Genomic DNA, 21,447 nt, shown 5'->3' on the forward strand with positions numbered 1-21,447 from the left:
ACGACCGTTATCCGTGCAATATCCTTTGTTGCGCGACCTCGTCGATCAAATCCGGCCGGTCCAACTGCTCGACCCACCAGCGCAGGGCTCTACCGGTCTCGTCGTCGCGCCACGCGAGATAGAAATGCGTGAGGTCCCGCATGCCGGTCACTTCCTTTTTTACCAGCTCGCCGCGGCTCAGCGGCTCGATCGCAAGACATTCCGGAATCGTGCCCACTGCCAGACCCTTGATCTGGGCGGCGAGCTTGGCTTCGAGCGTGGGTACGGTCAGGAATTCCTGATTGGCAGCGAGTGCAATGGTGCGTGGTGCAAGCTTGCGGGAGGTATCGCCAATCGCGACCGCTCGATGGCGCGCGACGATGTCCAGCGTGAGCGGCTCCGGCGTCGAAGCGAGAGGATGATGCGGCGCCACCACGAACACATGCCGTAGCGAACCGATCGGCCTGGCGACCAGATTGGGAATCGCCGGTGGGTCTCCTGCGGCTCCGACGATCAGATCGGCACGGCGCGTCAACAGCGCGTCCCACGAACCGCCCAGCACTTCCTTCGACAGATGCAGCCGGGTGTTCAGTTTCAACCGATAAAACGTATCGACATGTTCCCAGAGCAACTCGAACGGGATGATCTCGTCGATCGCAATGTGCAGTTCGGATTCCCAGCCGTGCTCGATTCGCTTCGCTTTGCGTTCGAGGTCTTCCGCGGCCTCCAGCAAACGGCGCCCTTCCTCGACGACCACGCGCCCCGCACGCGTGAGTGTCGCGCGGCGGCCGGTGCGGTCGAACAGCTTCACGCCCAGATCGAGCTCCAGTTTCTGAACCAGATAGGTCAACGACGACGGGACCTTGTGCAGCGTTTCCGCCGCGCTGGCAAAGGTGCCGGTTCGATCGATCGCATCGAGGACCTGCAGGACTTCAAAGGATAGGTTCATGACAAACTGCCGGATTGGATGGGGAACGTGATCTCAAGAACGCGCTTCATGCGCACCTCGTTGATCTACGGAACGCCCGGGTAGGATGACGTACAAGATGATTCAGCGCAAGACGACGTCGGCATGACCGGGCTGATCAGGTTCAGGCCGGGCTGCCAGGCGAGGATAAGGGTCAATGCCACCCGTCGCAAGCCGGGTGCGACGTGGCATCTGCATGAGATGCATGTGAGGGCGCGCGGCGAGCCGTGGCTGCGGTGACGGCCCGTCAAGCGCGGTCGATTCGGGCGGCGGCGATATGGCGATGTGTTTCGAAACTGTCGCGTGAACGTACAGCTTCCTGGAAGCGACGCCGTACGCGGGACGACCGTGGCCGCCCGCGATGCATGCTCAATCGATCAACAGTTTTTCACTGCGATCTGCGCCTACGACTTCGCACCAAGTCGGAACTTGTGCAGCAACGGCTCCGTATACCCGCCAGGCTGCGACCGCCCTTCAAAAACCAGCGCCTTCGCCGCCTTGAACGCGAGCGATGTATCCAGGTGACCGCTCATTGGCTGGTATTGCGGGTCGTTGGCGTTCTGCACATCCACCACCTTCGCCATACGCTTGAACGTTTCGTTCACCAGCGCTTCCGACACCACCCCGTGATGCAGCCAGTTTGTAATATGCTGGCTCGAAATGCGCAGTGTCGCGCGGTCTTCCATCAGGCCGATGTCGTGAATATCCGGCACCTTCGAGCATCCCACGCCCTGATCGATCCAGCGCACCACGTAACCCAGAATCCCTTGCACGTTGTTCTCGATTTCCTTGCGGATTTCCTCATCCGACCACTGCGCCTTTTCGACCACGGGAATGGTCAGCAAGCCGTCGAGCAGTTCATCGCGTACGCTGTCGTAGGCAGTCTGTTCCAACTCCTGCTGCACGGCCTGAACGTCAACCTGATGGTAGTGCAGCGCGTGCAGCGTCGCGGCAGTCGGCGACGGCACCCACGCCGTGTTAGCGCCCGCTTTCGGATGCGCGATCTTCTGTTCGAGCATCGCGTGCATCAGGTCGGGCATCGCCCACATGCCCTTGCCGATCTGCGCGCGTCCGCGCAATCCCGAGCTCAAGCCGGCCAGCACGTTATTGCGCTCGTAGGCCGCGATCCACGCCGACGACTTCATATCACCCTTGCGCATCATCGGACCGGCTTCCATGGCGCTGTGCATCTCGTCGCCGGTGCGATCCAGGAAGCCCGTATTGATGAACGCCACGCGCGCCGATGCCGCCGCAATGCACGCCTGCAGATTGACACTCGTGCGCCGCTCCTCGTCCATGATGCCCATCTTGATGGTATGGCGCGGCAGCCCCAGCAGATCTTCGACGCGGCCGAACAGTTCATTGGAGAACGCGACTTCGGCCGGGCCGTGCATCTTCGGCTTGACGATGTATATCGATCCGGTCCGCGAATTGAGCCTGTTTTGCAGGTCGTGCATCGCACCCAGCGATGTCATCACGGCATCCAGAATGCCTTCGGGAATTTCATGGCCGTCGCGGTCGACGATCGACGGGTTCGTCATCAGATGCCCGACGTTACGGATGAACAGCAACGAGCGGCCATGCAGCTTCACGGTCGAGCCATCGGGCGCGGTGTATTGGCGATCGGCGTTCAGGCGGCGCGTAAAGGTCTTGCCGTTCTTGGTGACCTGCTCGGCCAGATCGCCTTTCGCGAGGCCGGTCCAGTTGCGATAAAGCTGGACCTTGTCGGCGGCATCGACGGCGGCAACCGAGTCTTCGCAATCGATAATCGTCGAGACGGCCGCTTCCATCAGCACGTCTTTCACGCGCGCTGCGTCGGTCTTGCCGATGGAGTCCGTTGCGTCGATCTGGATCTCGAAGTGCAGGCCGTGATGCTTGAGCAGAACCGCGGAAGGGGCGCCAGCGTCGCCCTGATAGCCGATGAACTGCGCGGGAACCTTCAATGCCGACGCGCCGTTCTTGAGCGTGACGGCGAGCTTGCCGCCTTCCACGCGGTACGCGATGGCGTCGGCGTGCGAGCCGTCGGCGAGCGGCGCCGCTTCATCGAAGAATGCGCGGGCGCGCGCGATCACGCGTTCACCGCGCACGGGGTTGAAGTAAGCGGTGCGCTGCGCGCCGTCGGTTTCGGGGATAGCGTCAGTGCCGTAGAGCGCGTCGTACAGGCTGCCCCAGCGCGCATTCGCGGCGTTGAGCGCGTAGCGCTGGTTCGACAGCGGCACGACGAGTTGCGGGCCGGCTTGCCCGGAGATTTCGGTGTCGACGTTCTGGGTCGTCGCCTGTACGGCTGCGCTCGCCGGCACGATATAGCCAATGCGTTCGAGAAATGCGCGGTATGCCTTCAGATCGCGCACCGGCCCCGGATTTGCGCGGTGCCACTGGTCCAGCTCGATCTGCAGACGATCGCGTTCTGCGAGCAGCGCGCGGTTCTTCGGGGCGAGGTCGTGGACGAGGGCAGCGAAGCCTTTCCAGAAGGCTTCGCTGTCGATGCCGGTGCCGCTCAACGCCTCATCGTCCACAAATTTGCTCAGAACAGCCGCGACCCGCAGACCGTTTCGCTCGATCATTTCACCCATCTTATGCTCCAACTGTTTCAAGTATCAATCAATCAGCCGTTGAGGCTGTTTGCTGCGGTTCGGGCCACTTGCGAATCCTGATCCGGCTTGACACCGGACACGCCCACTGCGCCCACAACCTGCCCGTCGACCACGACGGGCACGCCGCCTTCCAGTGTGCCGGCCAGCGGTGCGCTCAGGAACGCGGTCCGGCCGCCGTTGATCATGTCTTCGTACTGCTTCGATTCACGTCGGCCGAGCGCCGAGGTACGGGCCTTTTCGGTCGCGATGTAAGCGCCTACCGGCGCACAGCCGTCGAGTCGCAGCAGGGCCAGCAGATGGCCTCCGTCATCCACGACCGCGATGGTGACTGCCCACTGGTTTTTCTCTGCTTCCGCGCGCGCGGCTTCGAGGATTCGCGTAGCTTCTACAACGGTCAATACGGATTTGCTTTGCATGTCAGGGTTATCAAGTCAGTGTTTCGAAGTGAAGTGTCGCCACCGGCGCATGCCGGTGGCCGGGATACGTTTCGCGGCGAACCGGGTTATCCGCCCAGTGCGCCCTGCGTGTTGACGTGCACCGCATAGATGGACTGCGACGACGCCATGAGCAGCCGGTTACGCGCGCGTCCGCCAAAGCACAAATTCGCGCAGCGCTCGGGCAGGGCGATCCGGCCAATCATTTTTCCTTGTGGCGAAATGACCATGACGCCATCGAGTTCGTCATTGCCCATGCCCCAACCGCACCACAGATTGCCGTCGATGTCCGCGCGCATTCCGTCGATCGTGCCGGCCCCCGCGTCGTAGAACATCCGGCCCTTACCGATGCCGCGTCCGTCCGCGTCCATTTCATAGACGTGAATCATCCGGTTGGGCACCCCGCGCGATTCGATGATGTAGAGCAGCTTCTCGTCGGGTGAAAAGCACAGGCCGTTCGGCCCTTTCAGGTCGCGCGTGACCACGGACGCTTCGCCCGTCACGCCGTCGATCCGATAGACGGAGTGCGGGAGTTCCTGCTCCGCCTTGATGCCTTCGTAGTGCCCGGAAATGCCCATCGGCGGATCGGTAAACCAGATAGAGCCGTCCGACTTCACGACCAGATCATTGGGGGAATTAAGCGGCTTGCCTTCAAACGAATCGAGCAGGACTGTGATGCTGCCGTCGTACTCGGTGCGTGTGACGCGCCGGCCGTGCTCGCACGTCACGAGCCGCCCCTGCCTGTCGCGGGTGTTGCCGTTCGCGTAGTTGGAAGGTTTGCGGAACACGCTGACCACGCCCGTTTCCTCCTCCCATTTCAGCATCTGGTTGTTCGGAATGTCGCTCCAGAGCAGGTAGCGTCCATCGCCGAACCATACCGGACCTTCGGTCCACCGGTAGCCGGTAGCCAGCCGCTCGACAGCCGAAAAGGCCACGCGGTATTTATCGAAGGAAGGGTCTAGCGAAATCACCCGGGGGTCGGGGTATCGCTCAGCTTGTTGCCACATCTCAATCTCCTGTTCGGGTGCCCTGCATTTCCGCCTGTGCGGCGGCACGACCGGTAGTATAAAGGTAAATGAGTAAGCGCTTTCTCTTGAACTCATGATAGAAGTACCATAAGATGCCTGAAATTCTTGAGTTTCGAGCAGCGGCGCATCGGTCGTAGCGGTTATGTAAGAAAGCGATTACTCGTTTTCGCCCCCTTTTTGACCGCCCGGCGCAAAATTTTTAGAAGGGCAATGCCTGATGACAGAGACGACGAGCAAGAACGTGACCGGGCCGGTGATCCGGTTGCATCCCGCTGACAATGTGGTAATCGCGCGCATCGACGTCGCAATCGGTACGCCGGTTCCGGCCGAAGATTTTGTCTGCCGCAGCCAGGTGGCCGCAGGTTATAAGATCGCGGCGACGCCCATCCAAAAAGGCGAACCCGTTCGCAAATACAACGTGGTGATCGGTTTCGCCGCGACGGATATCGCGCCAGGCACGATGGTCCATAGCCATAACGTCGAGTTCCGCGAGTTCGACCGGGACTACGCATTCGGCGCGGACTACCGGCCCGTCGAGATGGTGCCCGAAGCCGGGCGCGCCACGTTCCAGGGCATCGTGCGAGAGAACGGCGAGGTTGCTACGCGCAACTACATCGGCGTGCTGTCGACAGTCAATTGTTCGGCCACCGTTGCACACAGAATCGCCGAATGGTTCACGCCGGAACGGCTGGCGGACTACCCGAACGTAGACGGCGTCGTCGCATTTACGCACTCGATCGGGTGCGGCATGGAAATGAGCGGTGAACCGATGGCGCTGCTGCGCCGGACGATGGCGGGTTATGCGCGCCATCCCAATCTCGCCGCGGCGCTGATTGTCGGGTTGGGATGCGAGCGCAACCAGCTGGCCGGGCTGATGGATCAGGAAGGTCTGAAAGCCGACTCGCGGCTGCACACGTTCATCATGCAGGAGAACGGCGGCACCCGCCGGACCATCGAGGCCGGCGTGGCGGCGGTCCAGGCGCTGTTACCCGAGGCCAATCGTGTGAAGCGCACAACGGTTCCCGCCAGCCACCTGAAGATCGGTCTGCAATGCGGCGGCTCGGACGGCTTTTCGTCGATCACCGCCAATCCTTCGCTTGGCGCGGCGATGGACTTGCTGGTCCGTCATGGCGGCACGGCCATCCTCTCCGAAACACCCGAAATCTACGGCGTGGAGCATACGCTTACGCGGCGTGCGGTCAGCCGCGAAGTCGGCGAAAAGCTGGTTGAGCGGGTCCGCTGGTGGAAAGACGAATATTCGGTCGGCCGGGACGTTCAGATCAACGGCCAGGTCAGCCCCGGCAATCAGGTGGGCGGACTGGCGAACATCTTTGAAAAGTCGATTGGATCGGCGATGAAAGGCGGCACCGGGCCGCTGATGGAAGTGTATCGATACGCCGAGCTGGTGAAGCAGCCTGGACTCGTATTCATGGACACACCCGGATTCGACCCGGTCTCCGCGACGGGTCAGATTGCAGGCGGCGCAAATCTCATTGCCTTCACCACAGGGCGCGGTTCAATGTTCGGCGCGAAGCCCGTGCCGTCGCTGAAGCTCGCCACCAACACGCCGATGTACAGCCGTCTGACCGAAGACATGGATCTGAACTGCGGCGGAATCCTGGATGGCATTGCGTCGATTCAGAGCACAGGCCAGAAAATCTTCGACGCTATTCTTGCCGCCGCGTCGGGCGAGCGCACAAAGAGCGAAATGCTCGGGCTAGGTGATCACGAATTCGTGCCGTGGCAGATCGGCATCATGAGTTGAGTCCGCAGAGGCTCAGCGTGTCGCGAGGGCGAACGGCAATTTGCAACCATAAGAAAACCGCCGCCCTCTAGCCAGTCGAATCAAATAGCGGAGACAGCCCCTTGAGTACCCAGACCCCGGCAATACAAATACCTGACAGCGCGGCAAGCAACTCCCTCTACACGCGAGTGACCTGGCGCTTCATGCCCTTGCTGTTCGTCTGCTACGTGGTGGCATATCTGGATCGGGTCAACGTGGGCTTCGCCAAGCTCCAGATGCTCAGCGATCTGAACTTCAGCGAGGCGATGTACGGCTTCGGCGCCGGCATATTTTTCATCGGGTATTTCTTCTTCGAGGTGCCGAGCAACCTGCTGCTGCACCGGCTCGGCGCGCGCCGCTGGATCGCCCGGATCATGCTCACCTGGGCCGTGCTCTCGGCCGCGACCGCGTGGGTCACGACGCCCACGATGTTTTACATATTGCGTTTCTTTCTGGGCGTGGCCGAAGCGGGCTTTTTCCCGGGGCTGGTGCTGTATCTCACCTACTGGTATCCATCGCACCGGCGGGGCAAGATGATCGCTTTCCTGATGGCGGGCAACCCGGTGGCGGGCATTGTCGGCGGCCCGATATCGGGCTTCATCATGCAGCGCCTGGCGGGCAACGCGGGGCTTGCCGGCTGGCAGTGGCTGTTCATTCTGGAAGCCCTCCCCGCGCTGTTCCTGGGAGCCGTCATTTTCTGGTTCCTCGACGACCGGGTGAAGGACGCAAAGTGGCTGTCGGTTCAGGAGCGCGACTTCATCGCATCGGAAATCGATGCGGAAGCACGCACCAAAAGCCACGGTTCCGTGCGCCAGGTTTTTACGTCGCTCAAAGTCTGGACCTTGTGCACGATTCTCTTCGGTATCGTGATGGGCTCTTATGCCGTTGGCTTCTGGCAGCCAACCATCATCAAGAGTTCCGGCATCACGGACGCCTTCACAATCGGCCTGCTCACCGTCGTGCCTTATCTTGCCGCGTTGATTCTGATGATTGTGGTCGGCCGCCACGCGGACCGCACGCGTGAACGCCGCTGGCACGTCGTGTTGCCGCAATGCATGGCGGCGGTGGGTTTCGTGATGTGCGCCTACGCGGGCAACAATACGTATATTGCGTTGCTGGGTCTGACGCTTGCCGCTTCGGGCGTGATTACCGCCTTACCCATGTTCTGGGCCTTGCCCACGTCCTTTCTCGGCGGCACCGGTGCGGCCGCCGGCATTGCCTTGATCAACTCGACGGGCAATCTCGCGGGGTTCGTCAGCCCTGCGCTTGTAGGGTGGCTAAAGACGGTCACGCATTCACTGGATTCGAGCCTGTTCCTGATTGCCGGGTGTCTGATCATCTCCGCATGTCTGATCTTGACGCAGCTTCCGGCCAGGCTCGTCAACAAGTAGTTCCTTCATGGCACTCGAAAGAAGTGCCAGATAACAAGATTCGGCATCCTCAATTAAATGGAATAGAGACAACATGAAGACTGGGAAGTATCGCTACGTCGTCGCCTTGCTGCTGTTTATCGCGGGAGCGATCAATTACATGGACCGCGCGGCGCTTGGCGTTGTCGCGCCTGTCCTCAACAAGGAGCTGAGTCTTTCACCGTCGCAACTCGGCGTGGTGTTCAGCAGTTTCTTCTTCGGCTATTCCATCTTCGCATTCGTCGGCGGGCAACTCGCCGACAAGTACGGACCGCGCAGGGTCTTTTCCTGGGCGATGGGGACGTGGTCCATTCTCTGCGGCTTGACTGCGGCCGCGACTGGATTCGGCACGCTGCTGATCTTCCGGGCGCTGTTCGGCTTCGGCGAAGGTCCGATGAATTCGACGACCAACCGGACCATCACCAACTGGTTTCCCCGGCATGAAACCGCGACCATGGTTGGCTTTACGTTTTCGGGCCAGACGGTAGGCAGCGCGATCGCTGGACCGGTGGTCGGACTGATTGCCATTGCCTACGGCTGGCGCACGTCGTTTGTGATCATCGCGGCGTTCGGGCTGGCGTGGATCGTCGCCTGGCGTATCTTCGCGACCGACAAGCCGGCGCAAAACGCGTGGGTCGGCGCGGCCGAACGCGAGATGGTCGAAGCGAGCCGCAACGCGGTACATCCGGCAGAAAGCGGCGACGAAAACACGCCGCTGCGCAGTTACCTGTTTCGTCCGAGCACGCTCGCGCTCGGCGTCGGCCTGTTCGCGGTGAACTACACGCTATTCGTGTTCATCTCGTGGATGCCGAGCTATTTCACCAACGCGCTGCATCTGGACATGAAGCACATGAGCATTCTGAGCGCAGTGCCATGGGCGTGCGGCGGGATCGGCTACTTCGGCGGGGGCCTCGTCGCCGACGCGTATTTCAAACGCGCGAGCAACAAACTGCAGGCGCGCAAGATCTCGGCGATCGTGCCGCTCGCGCTGTCGGGTCTCGCCCTGGTGGGCGTCAGCATGGTCGATACCGTGACGCCCGCTGTGCTGCTTGTCGCGTTCGCCGTGCTGTTCCTGACGGCTTCGTCGCAAGCGTGCTGGGCCATCATGCACGAGCTTGTGCCGGGCAGGCATCTTGGGGGCGTAAGCGGTTTTGTTCACCTGATGAGCAACATTTCGGGCATCGTCGGTCCGACCATGATGGGTTTGGCGGTCCAGTACCTGGGCGGTTACAGCAGCGGCTTCATGCTCGGTGCTGCGGTCGATCTGGTCGGCGTGCTGGCCATGCTGCTGGTCATCGGCCGACGCGCGGCAGGCGGGACAGTCGGGACGAACACCACCGCCGCGTAAGCGGGCGCCCTGCCACGCAAGCGGTCAGGGCGGCGCAGGCCGAAACCACCCGCCTGCGACCGTGCGCGCGGCCGCACGATCGGTCCCGCGAGCATCGTTATTTTTTGGAGTCGATCTACTGCCATGAAACACGTCATCGCTGAACCTGAGCAAGCCGACTATCAGACACGTGCGCGGATCGTTTCGGTGGAGGCGCGCACCATCCGCGTGCCGCTTGACCGCCACACCGCATTCTCGACCCGTCTCGTCACTGCCCGCGACTACACGGTCGTGCGCGTCAGGACAGCCGATGACCACTACGGCATCGGCTTTTGCTACAGCGGCAACCGCGCCGGCATGCTGGTCACGTATGCCGTGCGCGAATTGTTTGCGCCGCTGTTGCGCGGACGCAGTGCGCTCGATGTCGAAGGCTCGTGGTCCGCCATGTATGACGAGTCATTGCTGCAGGGGCGCGCCGGCTCGGTCATGCGGGCGCTGTCCATCATCGACATCGCCTTGTGGGACCGCAATGCACGCGCAGCCGGCCTGCCGTTGAGCCGCTATCTCGGCGGCACCTGCAGCGCTACCGTGCCGGCCTATGCCAGCGGCGGTTACTACCTCGAAGGCAAGACGCCCGAGCATCTCGGCGAGGAGATGGCGGGCTACGTGGCACTGGGGTTTCGCGCCGTGAAGATGAAGGTCGGGCGGCTCGATCCGCGCAGCGAGGAAGCGCGGATCAGGGCGGCACGAGAAGCGATCGGCGACGACGTGCTGCTGATGCTCGATGCCAACAACGCCTGGTCCGACGTGCCGACCGCGCTCGAATACATGCGCCGGTACGAGCCGTTCAATCCGTACTGGATCGAAGAGCCCTTCAGTCCGGATGACATCGAAAGCCATGCGCAACTGAGCCGGCGCACGCCGGTGACCGTGGCGACCGGTGAGATAGAAGCGGGGCGCTGGCGGCATCAGGCGCTGCTCGACAAGCGCGCTGCCATGATCCTTCAGTCGGACGCGGCGGTCTGCGGCGGGATCAGCGAATGGCGACGGATTGCGGCGTCGGCCGCGGCCGTGGGTGTAACGATGTGCCCGCACTGGTTCCACGATCTGCACGTGCATCTGGTGGCATCGACGCCCAATGCGCGCTATGTCGAATTTTTCCCTGACGATCAGGTGCTGAACTTCCGCCGGCTAGTGGATACGCAACTGTCGTTCGCAGACGGCCAGCTGACCGTGCCGACTCGTCCTGGCCTGGGATTCGACTTCGATGAAGCCGCGCTGAACGAATACGCGCTGGACGATTGGGCGTGAAGCCGAAGCAATGAATAGCTGGAAACACCCGCGGGTTGCGCATGCAACCTGCGGGTGTTTCCGCACGTCATCAGGCGGTGACTTCGACCCCCGGCATCGAGAAGCCGGTTTCGCGGAGTGCGGTGGCGAGCGCATCGCACTGCGCCGGCGTCAGATCGACGAGAGGAGGACGTACGACGCCCCAGTCGGGGTCGTTCGAATACACGCCGATCGCTGCCTTGAGCGCGGGGATCATCGGGAACTTCGCGAACACCGCACGCGTGGCATCCAGTGCTGCCTGTCGTGTATCGGCGTCGGCCGCTTGCCAGTGACGATACAACTGCACGATAGCCGCCGGATTGACGTTTCCGGTTGCCGTGATACAGCCGACGCCGCCCGCGCGCATGGTAGCCAGCAGGAAGGTTTCACTGCCGGCGAACACATCGAAGCCCTGCGGCTGGAAGCGCTCGAGCATGGCCTGGGTGTTGCTCCAGTCGCCCGAACTGTCCTTCACGCCGGCGATCACGCCCGGGAAAGCAGCCAGCAGCCGCTCGATGAGCGCGAGGCTGAGCGGCACCTGGGACACGGGTGGGATGTGATACAGATAAATGCGCAGTGCGTCGGAACCCACGCGCTCGATGATCTGCGCATAGCTGCGGAACAAGCCTTCGTCGGTGACGCCCTTGTAGTAGAACGGCGGCAGCATCAGCACATGGTTGACCCCCAGCGAAAGCGCATGGCGTGTCAGTTCGACCGTGTCGGTGAGTGCCGAGCAGCCGGTGCCTGGCATCAGGCGATCGAGCGGAATGTCTGCGCCGACCAGCGTTTCGAGCAGTTTCTTTTTCTCGCTGACCGCGAGCGAATTCGCTTCCGAGTTGGTGCCGAACACAGCGAGTCCGACGTCCTGTTCGATCAGCCAGCGGCAATGACGGACATAGCGGTCGTTATCGGGAAGAAGGTCTCTTGTGAACGGCGTGACCACGGGCGAGTAGACGCCGCGGGGCCGGTTGACTGAGGTCATCGCGTGTTCCTTTTGCTTGAGGTGAGAGTGTTTCGCGCCATTCAGCCGGCGATCTGTTGCGCAGACGAGCGGGCGTGGAGCGCTTCAGGATTGACGCAGGTCGACGAGAGCTGGCCGTCGAGTGCATCGATGAGATTGCGTACCGCGCGCATGGCCATGTTCTCGCGCGTCTGTTGTGTAGCGGAACCGATATGCGGCACCGCTACCACGTTCGGCAACTGGAGCAGCGGCGAGTCCGGCGACAGCGGTTCGCGTTCGAACACATCGAGACCGGCGCCGAGAATGCGGCCTTCACGCAGATGCGCAATGAGGGCGGCTTCGTCGACGACCTGTCCGCGAGCACAGTTGATGAGAATGGCCGACTTCTTCATGGTCCCGAGCTCGGCGCTGCCGATCAGGCGCTCGGTGGCGGGCGATAGCGGCACCAGCACGCAGACGAAGTCCGCGGTCGCGAGCAGTTCGGGAAGCGGCCGCCATTGCGCGCCGTAGCGCTCCTCTGCTTCGGGGTTGCGGGAGCGGTTGGAATAGATCACGTCCATGCCGAAGCCGAGGGCGGCGCGCTTGGCGACCGCGCTGCCAATGCGACCAAGCCCGACGATTCCCAGCGTTTTGTGATGCACGTCGACACCGAATTGCGCCTCGCCGACCGTGCGCGTCCACTGGCCGCGCCGCGTCCAGTCAGCGAGTTCGGAAATGCGCCGGGCGGTCGCGAGGATCAGACTGAACACGAGGTCGGCGGTGGTTTCGGTGACTTCTTCCGGCGTATTCGTCAAAACGATGCCGCGGCGCGAGAGTTCCGGGACATCGAACGCATCGAAGCCGGCCGAAATGGTGGATGCAACCTCGAGCAAGGGCGCGGCGTCGAGGATCTCAGGCGTGATCTTGAGATTGTTGCCGACCATGCCATGAGCCGTGCCCAGGGCGCGCCTGAACGGCGCGAGGTCGCCGGAGGAAACGTCGACCAGTTCGACGGAACAGTGCTCACGAAGTAGCCCCAGCACGGCAGGAGGCAACGAACGATAGGCCACGACATGCTTCATGAAGACCTCGGCGGAATGCTGTTAAAGAGTTGATGGGCGGCATCGAACGCGACAAAAAAGAATCGCTTGCGGACAGACTATAAGTATCGGTAACATTCCCGTCAAGATTATTGATAATCTCATCGAAGATCCAGGAGCAACAATGAGCGAGAAAAAAAGCGGCTTGCGGCAGGGCCTGACGAACTACGGCGACGAAGGTTTCTCGCTTTTCCTGCGCAAGGCGTTCATCAAGGGCGCGGGCTATACCGACGACGCGCTGTCGCGTCCCATCGTGGCGATCGCGAACACGGGCAGTGCCTACAACCCGTGCCACGGCAATGCGCCGCAGCTGATCGAGGCGGTCAAGCGCGGCGTGATGCTGGCTGGCGGCCTGCCTGTCGAATTCCCGACGATTTCGATTGCCGAGAGCTTTTCGCATCCGACCAGCATGTACCTGCGCAACCTGATGTCGATGGACACGGAGGAGATGATCCGGGCCCAGCCGATGGACGCGGTGGTGCTGATCGGCGGGTGCGACAAAACCGTGCCGGCCCAGTTGATGGGTGCGGCGGCGGCGGGCGTTCCGGCCATTCAACTGGTGACGGGTGCCATGCTCACGGGCTCGCATCGCGGTGAACGGGTTGGGGCATGTACGGACTGCCGTCGTTTCTGGGCGAGTTTCCGCGGCGACCAGATCGGCGAAGCCGAGATCGAAGCGGTCAACAATCAGCTCGTCGCAACGGTCGGCACCTGTTCGGTGATGGGCACGGCCAGCACGATGGCCTGCATCGCGGAAGCCCTGGGCATCATGCTGCCGGGTGGTGCGTCTGCGCCCGCCGTGACCGCCGATCGCATCCGCATTGCGGAGCGCACCGGCGCGCAGGCCGTGGCGATGATCGGTCAGGACCTGAGTCCGGCGAAGATCCTGACGCCCAAGGCGTTCGAAAACGCGTTGCGGGTGCTGCTCGCAATCGGCGGCTCGACCAACGGCATCATTCACCTGACGGCAATTGCGGGCCGGCTCGGGATTCGCATCGACCTCGAGCAGCTCGACCGGATGGCGCGTGAAACGCCGGTGCTCGTCGATTTGAAGCCGTCCGGACAGCACTACATGGAAGACCTGCATCGCGCCGGAGGATTGACCACGGTCATGCGCGAGATCAAAGGGCTGCTGCATCTCGACGCGCTCACTGTGACCGGCCGGACGCTCGGCGAGGAGATGGATGCCGCCCCGGCGAGCTTCGCGCAAGAAGTCGTGCGCCCGTTTGACCGCCCGATCTTTCCGCAAGGCGGGATTGCGGTGCTGCGTGGCAATCTCGCGCCCGGCGGCGCGATCATCAAGCAGTCAGCGGCCAGCGCCAGCCTGATGGAACACGAAGGGCGCGCCGTCGTCTTCGAGGACGCGGAGGATCTGGCGCGCCGTATCGACGATCCGGAACTGGACGTGGAAGCGCACGACGTCCTCGTGCTCAAGCGGATCGGTCCGGTCGGTGCACCGGGGATGCCGGAAGCGGGCTACATTCCGATTCCGCGCAAGCTCGGCCGCCTGGGTGTGAAGGACATGGTGCGCATTTCGGATGGCCGCATGAGCGGCACGGCGTCCGGTACGGTGGTCCTGCACGTCACGCCCGAAGCGGCTATCGGCGGTCCCCTCGCGATCGTACAAACTGGCGACCGGATTCGCCTGAGCGTGGCAGAACGGTCTATCGAACTTGCCCTCAGCGACGATGAAATTGCAGCTCGTCTCGCCGCGTTGCCGGCGCGCCAGGTCGATCCCGAAGAGCGTGGTTATCGCAAGCTGTTCCTGACGACGATCACTCAGGCCGACGAGGGCTGCGACTTCGACTTTCTGCAAGCCGCGCGCATGACCGCGACCGTTCCCGGCAACGGAAACAAGGGTTAAAGGTCATATTTTCGTATAGGCTCGCGGCTTAGATCATTTTGCGGACCCCTGTTATGAGCAACGCTGCCAAGCCCAAACGCGCCGATGCACCCACTGCGAAGACGGTCGAACGCGACCGCAATATCGACGAGACGCTGCGTAGCGTCTCGGATGAGCTCGAGGAGCAGATCGTCCTGGGCGTTCTGCATCCGCGCGAACGGCTCGTGGAAGACGATCTGTGCGAGCGCTTCAACCTGAAGCGCCACGTCGCGCGGCTGGTGCTGGCGGAGGTGGAGCGGCGCGGCCTGGTGGAGCGCCGCAAGAATGTGGGCGCGCTGGTCAAGTCGTTTACACCGCGTGAGGTCACGGAACTGTATGCGCTGCGCGAACTGCTGGAAGCAGACGCGGCGAGGCGCATCGTTTTTCCGGTCAGCAGCGAGGCGCTCGCTGCGTTGACGGCAATTCAGGCAGAGCACGATGAAGCAGCCATCGCCGGCGATCTGCGGCGTGTGTTCCGCGCGAACATGGCTTTTCACCATGCGTTCTTTGCGTTGTCGGAAAGCCAGGTTCTCACTGAGGCGATTCGCGAGTATGAACGCCGCACGCATGCCATCCGCTCGGTATCGATCGTGTTTCCTCAGTATCTGGAGAAGGCGCGCGCCGAGCACCACCAGATGATCGAGGCGCTCCGAACCGGCGACCGGGAATCGTTGATCAAGTTATGCCGGGAGCACCTCGTGCCATCGCGCGATGCGTATCTCGAAGCGCACCATCGCCGTTCGGCCGGCTACGCCGTACAGAAAGGCGAAACCGGCTAACTGTATTTACCTGAATCACAGAGAGGGTATTAATGACTCGAGTACTGATCACCGGCGCGGCCGGTCACATTGGCCGTGTGCTTCGCGCCGGTTTCCAGGGCCACTATGCACTGCGCCTCGCCGATATTAAGCCGCAGGCGCCGGCGCAGGCAGGCGAGGAAATCGTGACCGCGGACATCACGCGGCTCGAAGATCTTCTGCCGCTCATGGAGGGTGTCGACGTCGTCGTGCATCTCGCCGGCGTTCCTGACGAGGATCGCTGGGAGCGCATCCGCGATATGAACATCGAGGGTTGCTACAACGTGTTCGAAGCGGCGCGCCAAGCGGGTGTCAAGCGCGTGGTGTTCGCGAGTTCAAACCATGCGGTGGGTTTTCATCGTCGCGACCGGATGATCGACAACACCGTCGAGCCGCGCCCTGATAGCCGCTACGGCATCTCGAAGGTGTTCGGCGAGGCGCTTGGCCGGATGTACGCCGACAAGCATGGGATGTCGGTTGCGTGCATCCGGATCGGCTCGTTCCGCCCGGACGACCGGCCAACCGTACCGCGCCACCTCTTCACATGGATCAGCCATCGCGACATGGTGCAGGTGGCGCGCCGTTGTATCGACTATCCGGACCTCCACTTCGCGGTTGTGTATGGCGTATCCAATAACGCGCGCAATCGCTGGGATAACGCCAACGTCCGCTATCTCGGGTTCGCGCCGGAAGATGATGCCGAACTGTACGCGGCTGGGATCGCGGCAACGGGAAAGGCCGAAGATGCGCGTGAAGCGCTGTTTCATGGCGGCTTCGGCTGCCTTGTCGAATTCGACGGTGATCCGCTGCGGATCGATTGAGTGCGGCGGCCATCGCCGGAGCGATTGTGCCGCGTTGAGGCAGGGGTCGTGACTTGGCATCCGTCATGACCTTACGACAAGAAGCGGGTGGACGTTGAACAGCCGCGCCCGCGCTAGAGTCTCCCTGCGAAAAGTGCCCCTCGGTTCGCACCGGTCGCACTTGTTCGCAGGGCAGATCTTGCGGCTCTTTTCCGGCGCTTCGTTTATCCGGCCAGCGGGCCTACCTCGAAACTGAAGTTCGCAACGCCATCCACGCCGCCCGCGACCTTGTCGCCTGGGCGTAGTGCCGCGACGCCAGCGGGTGTTCCGCTGAAGATAAGGTCTCCCGGCTTCACAGTGACGGAATGAGAGACGTAGCTGATGATGTCCGCGACAGGCCAGATCATCTCGCTGAGGTCGCCTTGCTGACGGATTTCGCCGTTCACGGACAACCAGATCCGGCCACTGGATGGGTGCTCGAACTCAGACGCCGGTTTGATTTCGCTGATCGGCGCGGAGGCGTCAAAGCCTTTCGCCCAGTCCCACGGGCGGCTCAGTTTTTTTGCCGTCGCCTGGAGATCCCGTCGCGTCAGATCGACTCCAGCGGCATAACCCCAGACAAAATCGAGCGCGTTCTCAGGGGCGATTGCCTTTCCTTCCTTGCCGATCGCAATGATGAGTTCAATCTCATGGTGCAAGTCGGAGGTGAGGGGAGGGTACGGGAGCACGCCGGTCGCTGGCACGACGGCATCGGCAGGTTTGGAAAAAAAGAACGGAGGATCCCGGTCCGGGTTGGCACCCATTTCGCGCGCGTGGTCTGCGTAGTTGCGGCCGACGCAGAACACGCGGCGCACGGGAAAGCGGCTCGTCGAGCCGCTGACAGCAACAGAGGTGATCGTAGGGGGTGTCACTGAGTATTCGGTCATGGTAAGCCTCGCGATTGGTATTGGCCTGCCTACGATATCGCGCTGCGGACTCGCCGTTCAGGACAAATCCGCTGAACACCAGGACGAACTTACGGTGCGCCTTTGCGCGCGGTTGCACCACCGTTTCGTTGACCCGCACTCCGGTGCATGTCGCGAAACTCACTCGGAGATTGACCGACTGACCGACGAAACCGCCGCGAAAAATAGGCTTCGTCGCGATAGCCGACCAGAAACGCGATGTCCTTGATGCGCCGGGTGTCGTTTGCCAACAGATCCTGTGCGCGTGCGATGCGTCGCTCGGTCACCCACTCGACAAAGGTCCGGCCCGTCTCTTTCTTGATCAGATGCGCAAGATAGTTCGGCGATAAAAACGCAGCGGCGGCGGCAGAGGTCAGCGACAATGCGTCGCTCGCGAGATGTGCGTTGACGTGGCGGTCCACACGGACCAAAGCGTCCTGTCGGCCGAGTCTTTGGACGTTACGCGAGGAAAGCCGAAGTAGCTGATCCGCGTATCGCTGGCATACGATCCCGATAAGCTGAAGCAGGTATCCGCGCAGGAGGGCGGTCGCACCGAAGCGCCGCGTCTCATTGACCTCCAGCATGCGAGCCAGTACCGGTTCGATTTCGGCGAGATCGGCGTCCTCCAGAATGAAGTCGATGTACTCCTGAAGCCTGAATGGCGCGAGTTCGGGCGCCTGCGTGATCGCCACATCCTCGAGATCCAGTGGATCCACGATTCCGCTGGTATTGGCGCGTAGAAACGCTTGCGTGAAGTTGATGACAATGAAGCGCGAGCGCGCGGGGTGCGGTATCAGATGCAGGCGATGCGGCAGGATAAAGGCGACCGCACCAGCAGGAAACGGCCGGCGTACTCCGCCGATGTGCTGTTCGGTATCTCCGCCGAGGTTGATCTGAATCTGAAAATATTCGTGCTTGTGCGGCTCTTCAATCGCGGGGCGTGAGGCTTGGTCGCGGATGTAGAAATCGAGGCGGTCGCTTCGCTCGGGCATCGCATAAGTGCGCGATACCGCCGCCTGTGAAGCCTTCATGGCTGCGTGCTCCAATTGATTCAGGGTCGCCGGTGCAGGCACCCTTAATGGTGCCGTCGGGCGCAAGGGTGATTTCCGCAGGGATGCCCAACGTCGCCGCCATGTGGCGCAGCGCGATGGGCATGGCAGCCTGAGATAGTGCATGGCTGTACCCGGGCGCCTCGCGAGGCGCTTCCTCGGCGCCGGACGAGATACTCTATCAGACCATGAGTCGTCACGTGAAGATGTACCGCTGTGAAACGGTGGGCACAGGGCACTCACGCGCGCGCGGACGCTTTTTTCTTCTGAATAGTCTGAGTGTTCGTCTGCCGGTCAATTACGAAACCGAGGACATCGACATCGGAAGCGCTCGTTCAATTTCGCTCGCCATTCCGGTAGGCCGTCGGGCCGGGTTCGCACTAGTGGTTCAGACAGAAGCACGCGCTCGCAGCTTCGGCAGGCGACAGGCCAGTGTGGAAGTAAGCCTGTATCCGCTGGACGATCGCATTGTCAGGTTCCCAGGGCTCGCGAATGAAGCCCTCTCCAACGGCTTTTTCGTAAACGGCGTCTGCCCATGCGTATAGGTCGAATTCGAACGGGAAAGGCAGTTCTATCTGATTGGATTGGATGAACATGACAACCTCCACAACATCGACAATGCGCGTGGTCAAATTACGCACAAGCGGATAACGGCAGCGGATAGAGACGACTTATCCTCTTCAACGATTTGGATGCGCTATGGTCTTGATCATCGCGACAAGCACTGTCGCCACGACGGCAAGGAAGCCGGACATGTAGATAAGCACGATGGTCATCATCGTCTGCTCCTCCCTTCAGATATGCCGCAATTGCGGCGGCCACCACCGGCTGACTGAATGGGTCACGATTGCGCAGAAGGTCCACGGCCCAAGCCGTGAGACGAACGGTGAGCATCAATCGTCAAGAAACCGGATTCAGATTCGCGTATTGATCGAGCGAACTGGTGATGAACAGGACTGGCCATGTCAGGCGCATCGCGCTTGCACATTGGCCTTGAAATCAATGTACAGGTGCGAGGCACACGAAACCATTCTACGAACGATTCGAACGCCGGTGCATGTGGATAGGAATCTCATACTCACGTATAACTCGCGCAGTTGCCGTAGGCGATGAAATGTGCGTAAGCGCACCACCGGTCTACCTCCGTGCCACGTCGACGTTCCTGTTCGCGGCCTCACATCGTCGGTCCAGTTCCGATCGGACCGAGCGATCCGCCAGCAACCCCCTTGTTTCGAGTACGCCAAAGCGGCCTTGCAGAGCGGCCTCGATTGCCCACCAGTCGCTAAAATGGCCGCTATCGGCAAGGCTGTATGCGGTGTGCAGCATTTTCGCGCGCCTGTCTGTCCTCAATATGTTTGTAGTCATGATCCGCCCCCACAGGAGCTACGCTCCTATCATCGGCGTGAAAGGTTGTTTCTGCGAGCCGACGGCGACGGATCAGGAAGCCCGAAGACTCCACGATGCTGTCAACTTGCCAGCCGGCGTGCGGATGGACACGTAGTATGTCAGGATGACTAACCTAAGCGAAAAGGCGTTCCAGCATTGGAGCGCACATCACGCTTTCCCCAGCCTCGAAGGCGTGGGTGCGTAGGGTCCGCTTTTCCTTTACGTCGGGGCGCATCACCTTTTCTCGAACCCGAACGATTTCACCCGGATATAGCCTGAACTCTTCACGAGACCATGCTGCATGACAAGTTCGTCGATCTGCGCAGCGCGAACGGGTATGGAAATGTAATAACCCTGGCAGTCAACGTGCGGCATCGATTTCGCCCAGACAAACTGCGCTTCGGTTTCGATATGTACCGTTGCCCCGCCTCGCATAACTTTGCAAAAGAGATTTTCATGAGCCGATCTTTTGTTAGCGTATGGAATGAAGCTCTTGGATCGTGGGTGGCGGCATCCGAGTGTGCGACGGCTCGCGGCAAGCGTAGCCGCTCGCGGGTAGTGGCCGCCGCGGCGAGTATCGTTACAGTGCCGGCAGGAGTCGTGGATCACCGGAGGTTCCGGCGGCTGGCGCCGGACTGCAGGTGTGCGGGTCGACGGCTGGGCCTTCGGTTGGGACTTCCTGGGGACCCGGCACGGGCGCGGGCGGTGGCACGGTCCTGGCTTGCAGCAACCCCACCCCTTATGCTTTTTTCGCTCAATAACGCGGGCGCCGACAACGCCGGTGCCGGATTCTTTGCTGCGACGGCCCGGACAACTGGCTATACAAACGGAACACTCGAATTGCTGGGAACGCAGGCATTTCGATGCTTAGCGGCGTGCGGATGAACGGCAACGCTATTACGGGCCTTGGAGCGGGCGCCGTGAACGCAACCAGCACGGATGCGATCAACGGCAGCCAGCTGTACGCGGCGACCCGGCACTTCCACGCCAATTCAGCGCTCGCCGATGCCACTGCCACCGGCACTGACAGCGTGGCGATAGGATCCGCAGCGGTCTCTACAGACGCCTCATCGGTGGCCATCGGCAACGGCGCGCAGGCGAACAATGCAAATGACGTGGCGCTGGGCGCAGGTTCAACCACCGCCGCACCGCACACCTGTGGCAATGGTAGAAGGCACGCATGACGGCAGTCTTCTGACCAACTGGCGACGCGCTATGGCCCATCCAGCGCGAGATTGAGCAGCCGCTCGACAGTGGCGGCATCAACGGGCTTCTCGAGGAAAGGGGGGGCGCCTCTGGCCTGGATTTTGGCCTCGAGGGCAGCAGTCGGGAATCCCGTGGTGAAAATGATCGGAATTGCGTACCCGAGGGCCAGCAGGCGATCATGCATTTCGATGCCGGACAAGCCCGGCATCCGTATATCCGAGATCAGGCATGACGTTTCGTCGATTAACCCTGACTCCAGAAATTCTTCCGCCGATGCAAACACTCGTGCTTGCCACCCTAGCGAACGAACCAGACTTGCGGTCGCCACCCGGGCACCCTCATCGTCATCGACGATGGAAATGATTTGAGAAGACACAAGCGACGGGCCTCGACACACTAGAAGCGGAGCTTGCCACACGCAATCGTGTGGCACGCGACTCAAATCAATCGTAGCTCTGAAACCACCGCACGGAAATGATACGAATGTATAGAC

Annotated in this window: 19 protein-coding genes; 9 read left to right on the forward strand and 10 right to left on the reverse strand. The window is 61.6% G+C overall.

The window, feature by feature from the left end; all coding sequences use genetic code 11:
- Nucleotides 1–7: 7 nt before the first annotated feature.
- The 4 genes from FVF58_RS05535 to FVF58_RS05555 form a co-directional block, all read right to left on the reverse strand.
- Nucleotides 8–928 (reverse strand): LysR family transcriptional regulator, encoded by a 921-nt coding sequence (locus FVF58_RS05535; RefSeq protein ID WP_149668894.1) that lies wholly within the window; start codon nucleotides 926–928, stop codon nucleotides 8–10.
- 422 nt (nucleotides 929–1,350) lie between these two features.
- On the reverse strand, nucleotides 1,351–3,519 hold the full coding sequence (locus tag FVF58_RS05545) for a malate synthase G (protein WP_149668895.1): 2,169 nt from the start codon (nucleotides 3,517–3,519) through the stop codon (nucleotides 1,351–1,353).
- 32 nt (nucleotides 3,520–3,551) lie between these two features.
- Nucleotides 3,552–3,956, reverse strand: coding sequence for a heme-binding protein (locus tag FVF58_RS05550; RefSeq protein ID WP_149668896.1), 405 nt, complete (start codon nucleotides 3,954–3,956; stop codon nucleotides 3,552–3,554).
- Nucleotides 3,957–4,042: 86 nt separating this feature from the next.
- Nucleotides 4,043–4,981, reverse strand: a complete 939-nt coding sequence (locus FVF58_RS05555; RefSeq protein ID WP_149669134.1) for an SMP-30/gluconolactonase/LRE family protein — start codon at nucleotides 4,979–4,981, stop codon at nucleotides 4,043–4,045.
- A gap of 238 nt (nucleotides 4,982–5,219) precedes the next feature.
- Between FVF58_RS05555 and FVF58_RS05560 the strand changes: the two genes are divergently transcribed.
- The 4 genes from FVF58_RS05560 to FVF58_RS05575 all read left to right on the forward strand — a co-directional run bounded on the left by FVF58_RS05560 (nucleotide 5,220) and on the right by FVF58_RS05575 (nucleotide 10,832).
- Entirely contained in the window at nucleotides 5,220–6,767 is a 1,548-nt protein-coding gene (locus FVF58_RS05560) for a UxaA family hydrolase (protein ID WP_149668897.1), read from the forward strand.
- Between the two features lie 101 nt (nucleotides 6,768–6,868).
- Nucleotides 6,869–8,176, forward strand: coding sequence for an MFS transporter (locus tag FVF58_RS05565; protein WP_246216940.1), 1,308 nt, complete (start codon nucleotides 6,869–6,871; stop codon nucleotides 8,174–8,176).
- Between the two features lie 73 nt (nucleotides 8,177–8,249).
- Entirely contained in the window at nucleotides 8,250–9,542 is a 1,293-nt protein-coding gene (locus tag FVF58_RS05570; RefSeq protein ID WP_149668898.1) for an MFS transporter, read from the forward strand.
- A 123-nt stretch (nucleotides 9,543–9,665) separates the two neighbouring features.
- Nucleotides 9,666–10,832, forward strand: coding sequence for a mandelate racemase/muconate lactonizing enzyme family protein (locus FVF58_RS05575; RefSeq protein ID WP_149668899.1), 1,167 nt, complete (start codon nucleotides 9,666–9,668; stop codon nucleotides 10,830–10,832).
- A 70-nt stretch (nucleotides 10,833–10,902) separates the two neighbouring features.
- On the opposite strand, the gene FVF58_RS05580 is transcribed toward FVF58_RS05575, so the two are convergent.
- The gene (locus FVF58_RS05580) at nucleotides 10,903–11,832 is read right to left on the reverse strand and encodes a dihydrodipicolinate synthase family protein (RefSeq protein WP_149668900.1); all 930 of its coding nucleotides are present in this window, start codon (nucleotides 11,830–11,832) and stop codon (nucleotides 10,903–10,905) included.
- A 41-nt stretch (nucleotides 11,833–11,873) separates the two neighbouring features.
- The gene (locus FVF58_RS05585) at nucleotides 11,874–12,872 is read right to left on the reverse strand and encodes a 2-hydroxyacid dehydrogenase (protein WP_149668901.1); all 999 of its coding nucleotides are present in this window, start codon (nucleotides 12,870–12,872) and stop codon (nucleotides 11,874–11,876) included.
- A gap of 142 nt (nucleotides 12,873–13,014) precedes the next feature.
- Here FVF58_RS05585 and FVF58_RS05590 point away from each other — a divergent pair, with 142 nt between their 5' ends.
- From FVF58_RS05590 to FVF58_RS05600, 3 genes are read left to right on the forward strand one after another with little or no spacing between them, the layout of a single operon-like run.
- Entirely contained in the window at nucleotides 13,015–14,754 is a 1,740-nt protein-coding gene (locus FVF58_RS05590) for an IlvD/Edd family dehydratase (RefSeq protein ID WP_149668902.1), read from the forward strand.
- Nucleotides 14,755–14,807: 53 nt separating this feature from the next.
- Nucleotides 14,808–15,551, forward strand: coding sequence for a GntR family transcriptional regulator (locus tag FVF58_RS05595; protein ID WP_149668903.1), 744 nt, complete (start codon nucleotides 14,808–14,810; stop codon nucleotides 15,549–15,551).
- Nucleotides 15,552–15,583: 32 nt separating this feature from the next.
- Complete coding sequence (locus tag FVF58_RS05600) at nucleotides 15,584–16,390, forward strand: NAD-dependent epimerase/dehydratase family protein (protein WP_149668904.1); 807 nt, start codon at nucleotides 15,584–15,586, stop codon at nucleotides 16,388–16,390.
- Nucleotides 16,391–16,593: 203 nt separating this feature from the next.
- On the opposite strand, the gene FVF58_RS05605 is transcribed toward FVF58_RS05600, so the two are convergent.
- The 3 genes from FVF58_RS05605 to FVF58_RS05615 all read right to left on the reverse strand — a co-directional run bounded on the left by FVF58_RS05605 (nucleotide 16,594) and on the right by FVF58_RS05615 (nucleotide 18,958).
- Nucleotides 16,594–17,295 (reverse strand): fumarylacetoacetate hydrolase family protein, encoded by a 702-nt coding sequence (locus FVF58_RS05605; protein WP_149668905.1) that lies wholly within the window; start codon nucleotides 17,293–17,295, stop codon nucleotides 16,594–16,596.
- Nucleotides 17,296–17,384: 89 nt separating this feature from the next.
- Nucleotides 17,385–18,344, reverse strand: coding sequence for an AraC family transcriptional regulator (locus FVF58_RS05610; RefSeq protein ID WP_149669136.1), 960 nt, complete (start codon nucleotides 18,342–18,344; stop codon nucleotides 17,385–17,387).
- 398 nt (nucleotides 18,345–18,742) lie between these two features.
- Nucleotides 18,743–18,958 (reverse strand): hypothetical protein, encoded by a 216-nt coding sequence (locus FVF58_RS05615; protein WP_149669137.1) that lies wholly within the window; start codon nucleotides 18,956–18,958, stop codon nucleotides 18,743–18,745.
- A gap of 1,246 nt (nucleotides 18,959–20,204) precedes the next feature.
- Here FVF58_RS05615 and FVF58_RS54660 point away from each other — a divergent pair.
- A complete protein-coding gene (locus FVF58_RS54660) occupies nucleotides 20,205–20,633 on the forward strand; it encodes an ESPR domain-containing protein (RefSeq protein WP_425468929.1) in 429 nt (142 codons plus the stop codon).
- 35 nt (nucleotides 20,634–20,668) lie between these two features.
- A complete protein-coding gene (locus FVF58_RS05630) occupies nucleotides 20,669–20,932 on the forward strand; it encodes a hypothetical protein (protein ID WP_246216941.1) in 264 nt (87 codons plus the stop codon).
- A gap of 29 nt (nucleotides 20,933–20,961) precedes the next feature.
- Here the strand turns inward: FVF58_RS05630 and FVF58_RS05635 are convergent, their stop codons facing one another.
- Complete coding sequence (locus tag FVF58_RS05635) at nucleotides 20,962–21,330, reverse strand: response regulator transcription factor (RefSeq protein WP_149668909.1); 369 nt, start codon at nucleotides 21,328–21,330, stop codon at nucleotides 20,962–20,964.
- Nucleotides 21,331–21,447: the final 117 nt, after the last annotated feature.

The organism is Paraburkholderia panacisoli (assembly GCF_008369935.1).
In the GTDB taxonomy this organism is placed as follows: Bacteria; Pseudomonadota; Gammaproteobacteria; order Burkholderiales; family Burkholderiaceae; genus Paraburkholderia; species Paraburkholderia panacisoli.

Excerpts from the sequence above, each read along its gene's own strand:
- FVF58_RS05535 (WP_149668894.1), bottom strand. The coding sequence starts at position 928 with ATGAACCTATCCTTTGAAGTCCTGCAGGTCCTCGATGCGATCGATCGA.
- FVF58_RS05545 (WP_149668895.1), bottom strand. The coding sequence starts at position 3,519 with ATGGGTGAAATGATCGAGCGAAACGGTCTGCGGGTCGCGGCTGTTCTG.
- FVF58_RS05550 (WP_149668896.1), bottom strand. The coding sequence starts at position 3,956 with ATGCAAAGCAAATCCGTATTGACCGTTGTAGAAGCTACGCGAATCCTC.
- FVF58_RS05555 (WP_149669134.1), bottom strand. The coding sequence starts at position 4,981 with ATGTGGCAACAAGCTGAGCGATACCCCGACCCCCGGGTGATTTCGCTA.
- FVF58_RS05560 (WP_149668897.1), top strand. The coding sequence starts at position 5,220 with ATGACAGAGACGACGAGCAAGAACGTGACCGGGCCGGTGATCCGGTTG.
- FVF58_RS05570 (WP_149668898.1), top strand. The coding sequence starts at position 8,250 with ATGAAGACTGGGAAGTATCGCTACGTCGTCGCCTTGCTGCTGTTTATC.
- FVF58_RS05575 (WP_149668899.1), top strand. The coding sequence starts at position 9,666 with ATGAAACACGTCATCGCTGAACCTGAGCAAGCCGACTATCAGACACGT.
- FVF58_RS05580 (WP_149668900.1), bottom strand. The coding sequence starts at position 11,832 with ATGACCTCAGTCAACCGGCCCCGCGGCGTCTACTCGCCCGTGGTCACG.
- FVF58_RS05585 (WP_149668901.1), bottom strand. The coding sequence starts at position 12,872 with ATGAAGCATGTCGTGGCCTATCGTTCGTTGCCTCCTGCCGTGCTGGGG.
- FVF58_RS05590 (WP_149668902.1), top strand. The coding sequence starts at position 13,015 with ATGAGCGAGAAAAAAAGCGGCTTGCGGCAGGGCCTGACGAACTACGGC.
- FVF58_RS05595 (WP_149668903.1), top strand. The coding sequence starts at position 14,808 with ATGAGCAACGCTGCCAAGCCCAAACGCGCCGATGCACCCACTGCGAAG.
- FVF58_RS05600 (WP_149668904.1), top strand. The coding sequence starts at position 15,584 with ATGACTCGAGTACTGATCACCGGCGCGGCCGGTCACATTGGCCGTGTG.
- FVF58_RS05605 (WP_149668905.1), bottom strand. The coding sequence starts at position 17,295 with ATGACCGAATACTCAGTGACACCCCCTACGATCACCTCTGTTGCTGTC.
- FVF58_RS05610 (WP_149669136.1), bottom strand. The coding sequence starts at position 18,344 with ATGAAGGCTTCACAGGCGGCGGTATCGCGCACTTATGCGATGCCCGAG.
- FVF58_RS05615 (WP_149669137.1), bottom strand. The coding sequence starts at position 18,958 with ATGTTCATCCAATCCAATCAGATAGAACTGCCTTTCCCGTTCGAATTC.
- FVF58_RS54660 (WP_425468929.1), top strand. The coding sequence starts at position 20,205 with ATGAGCCGATCTTTTGTTAGCGTATGGAATGAAGCTCTTGGATCGTGG.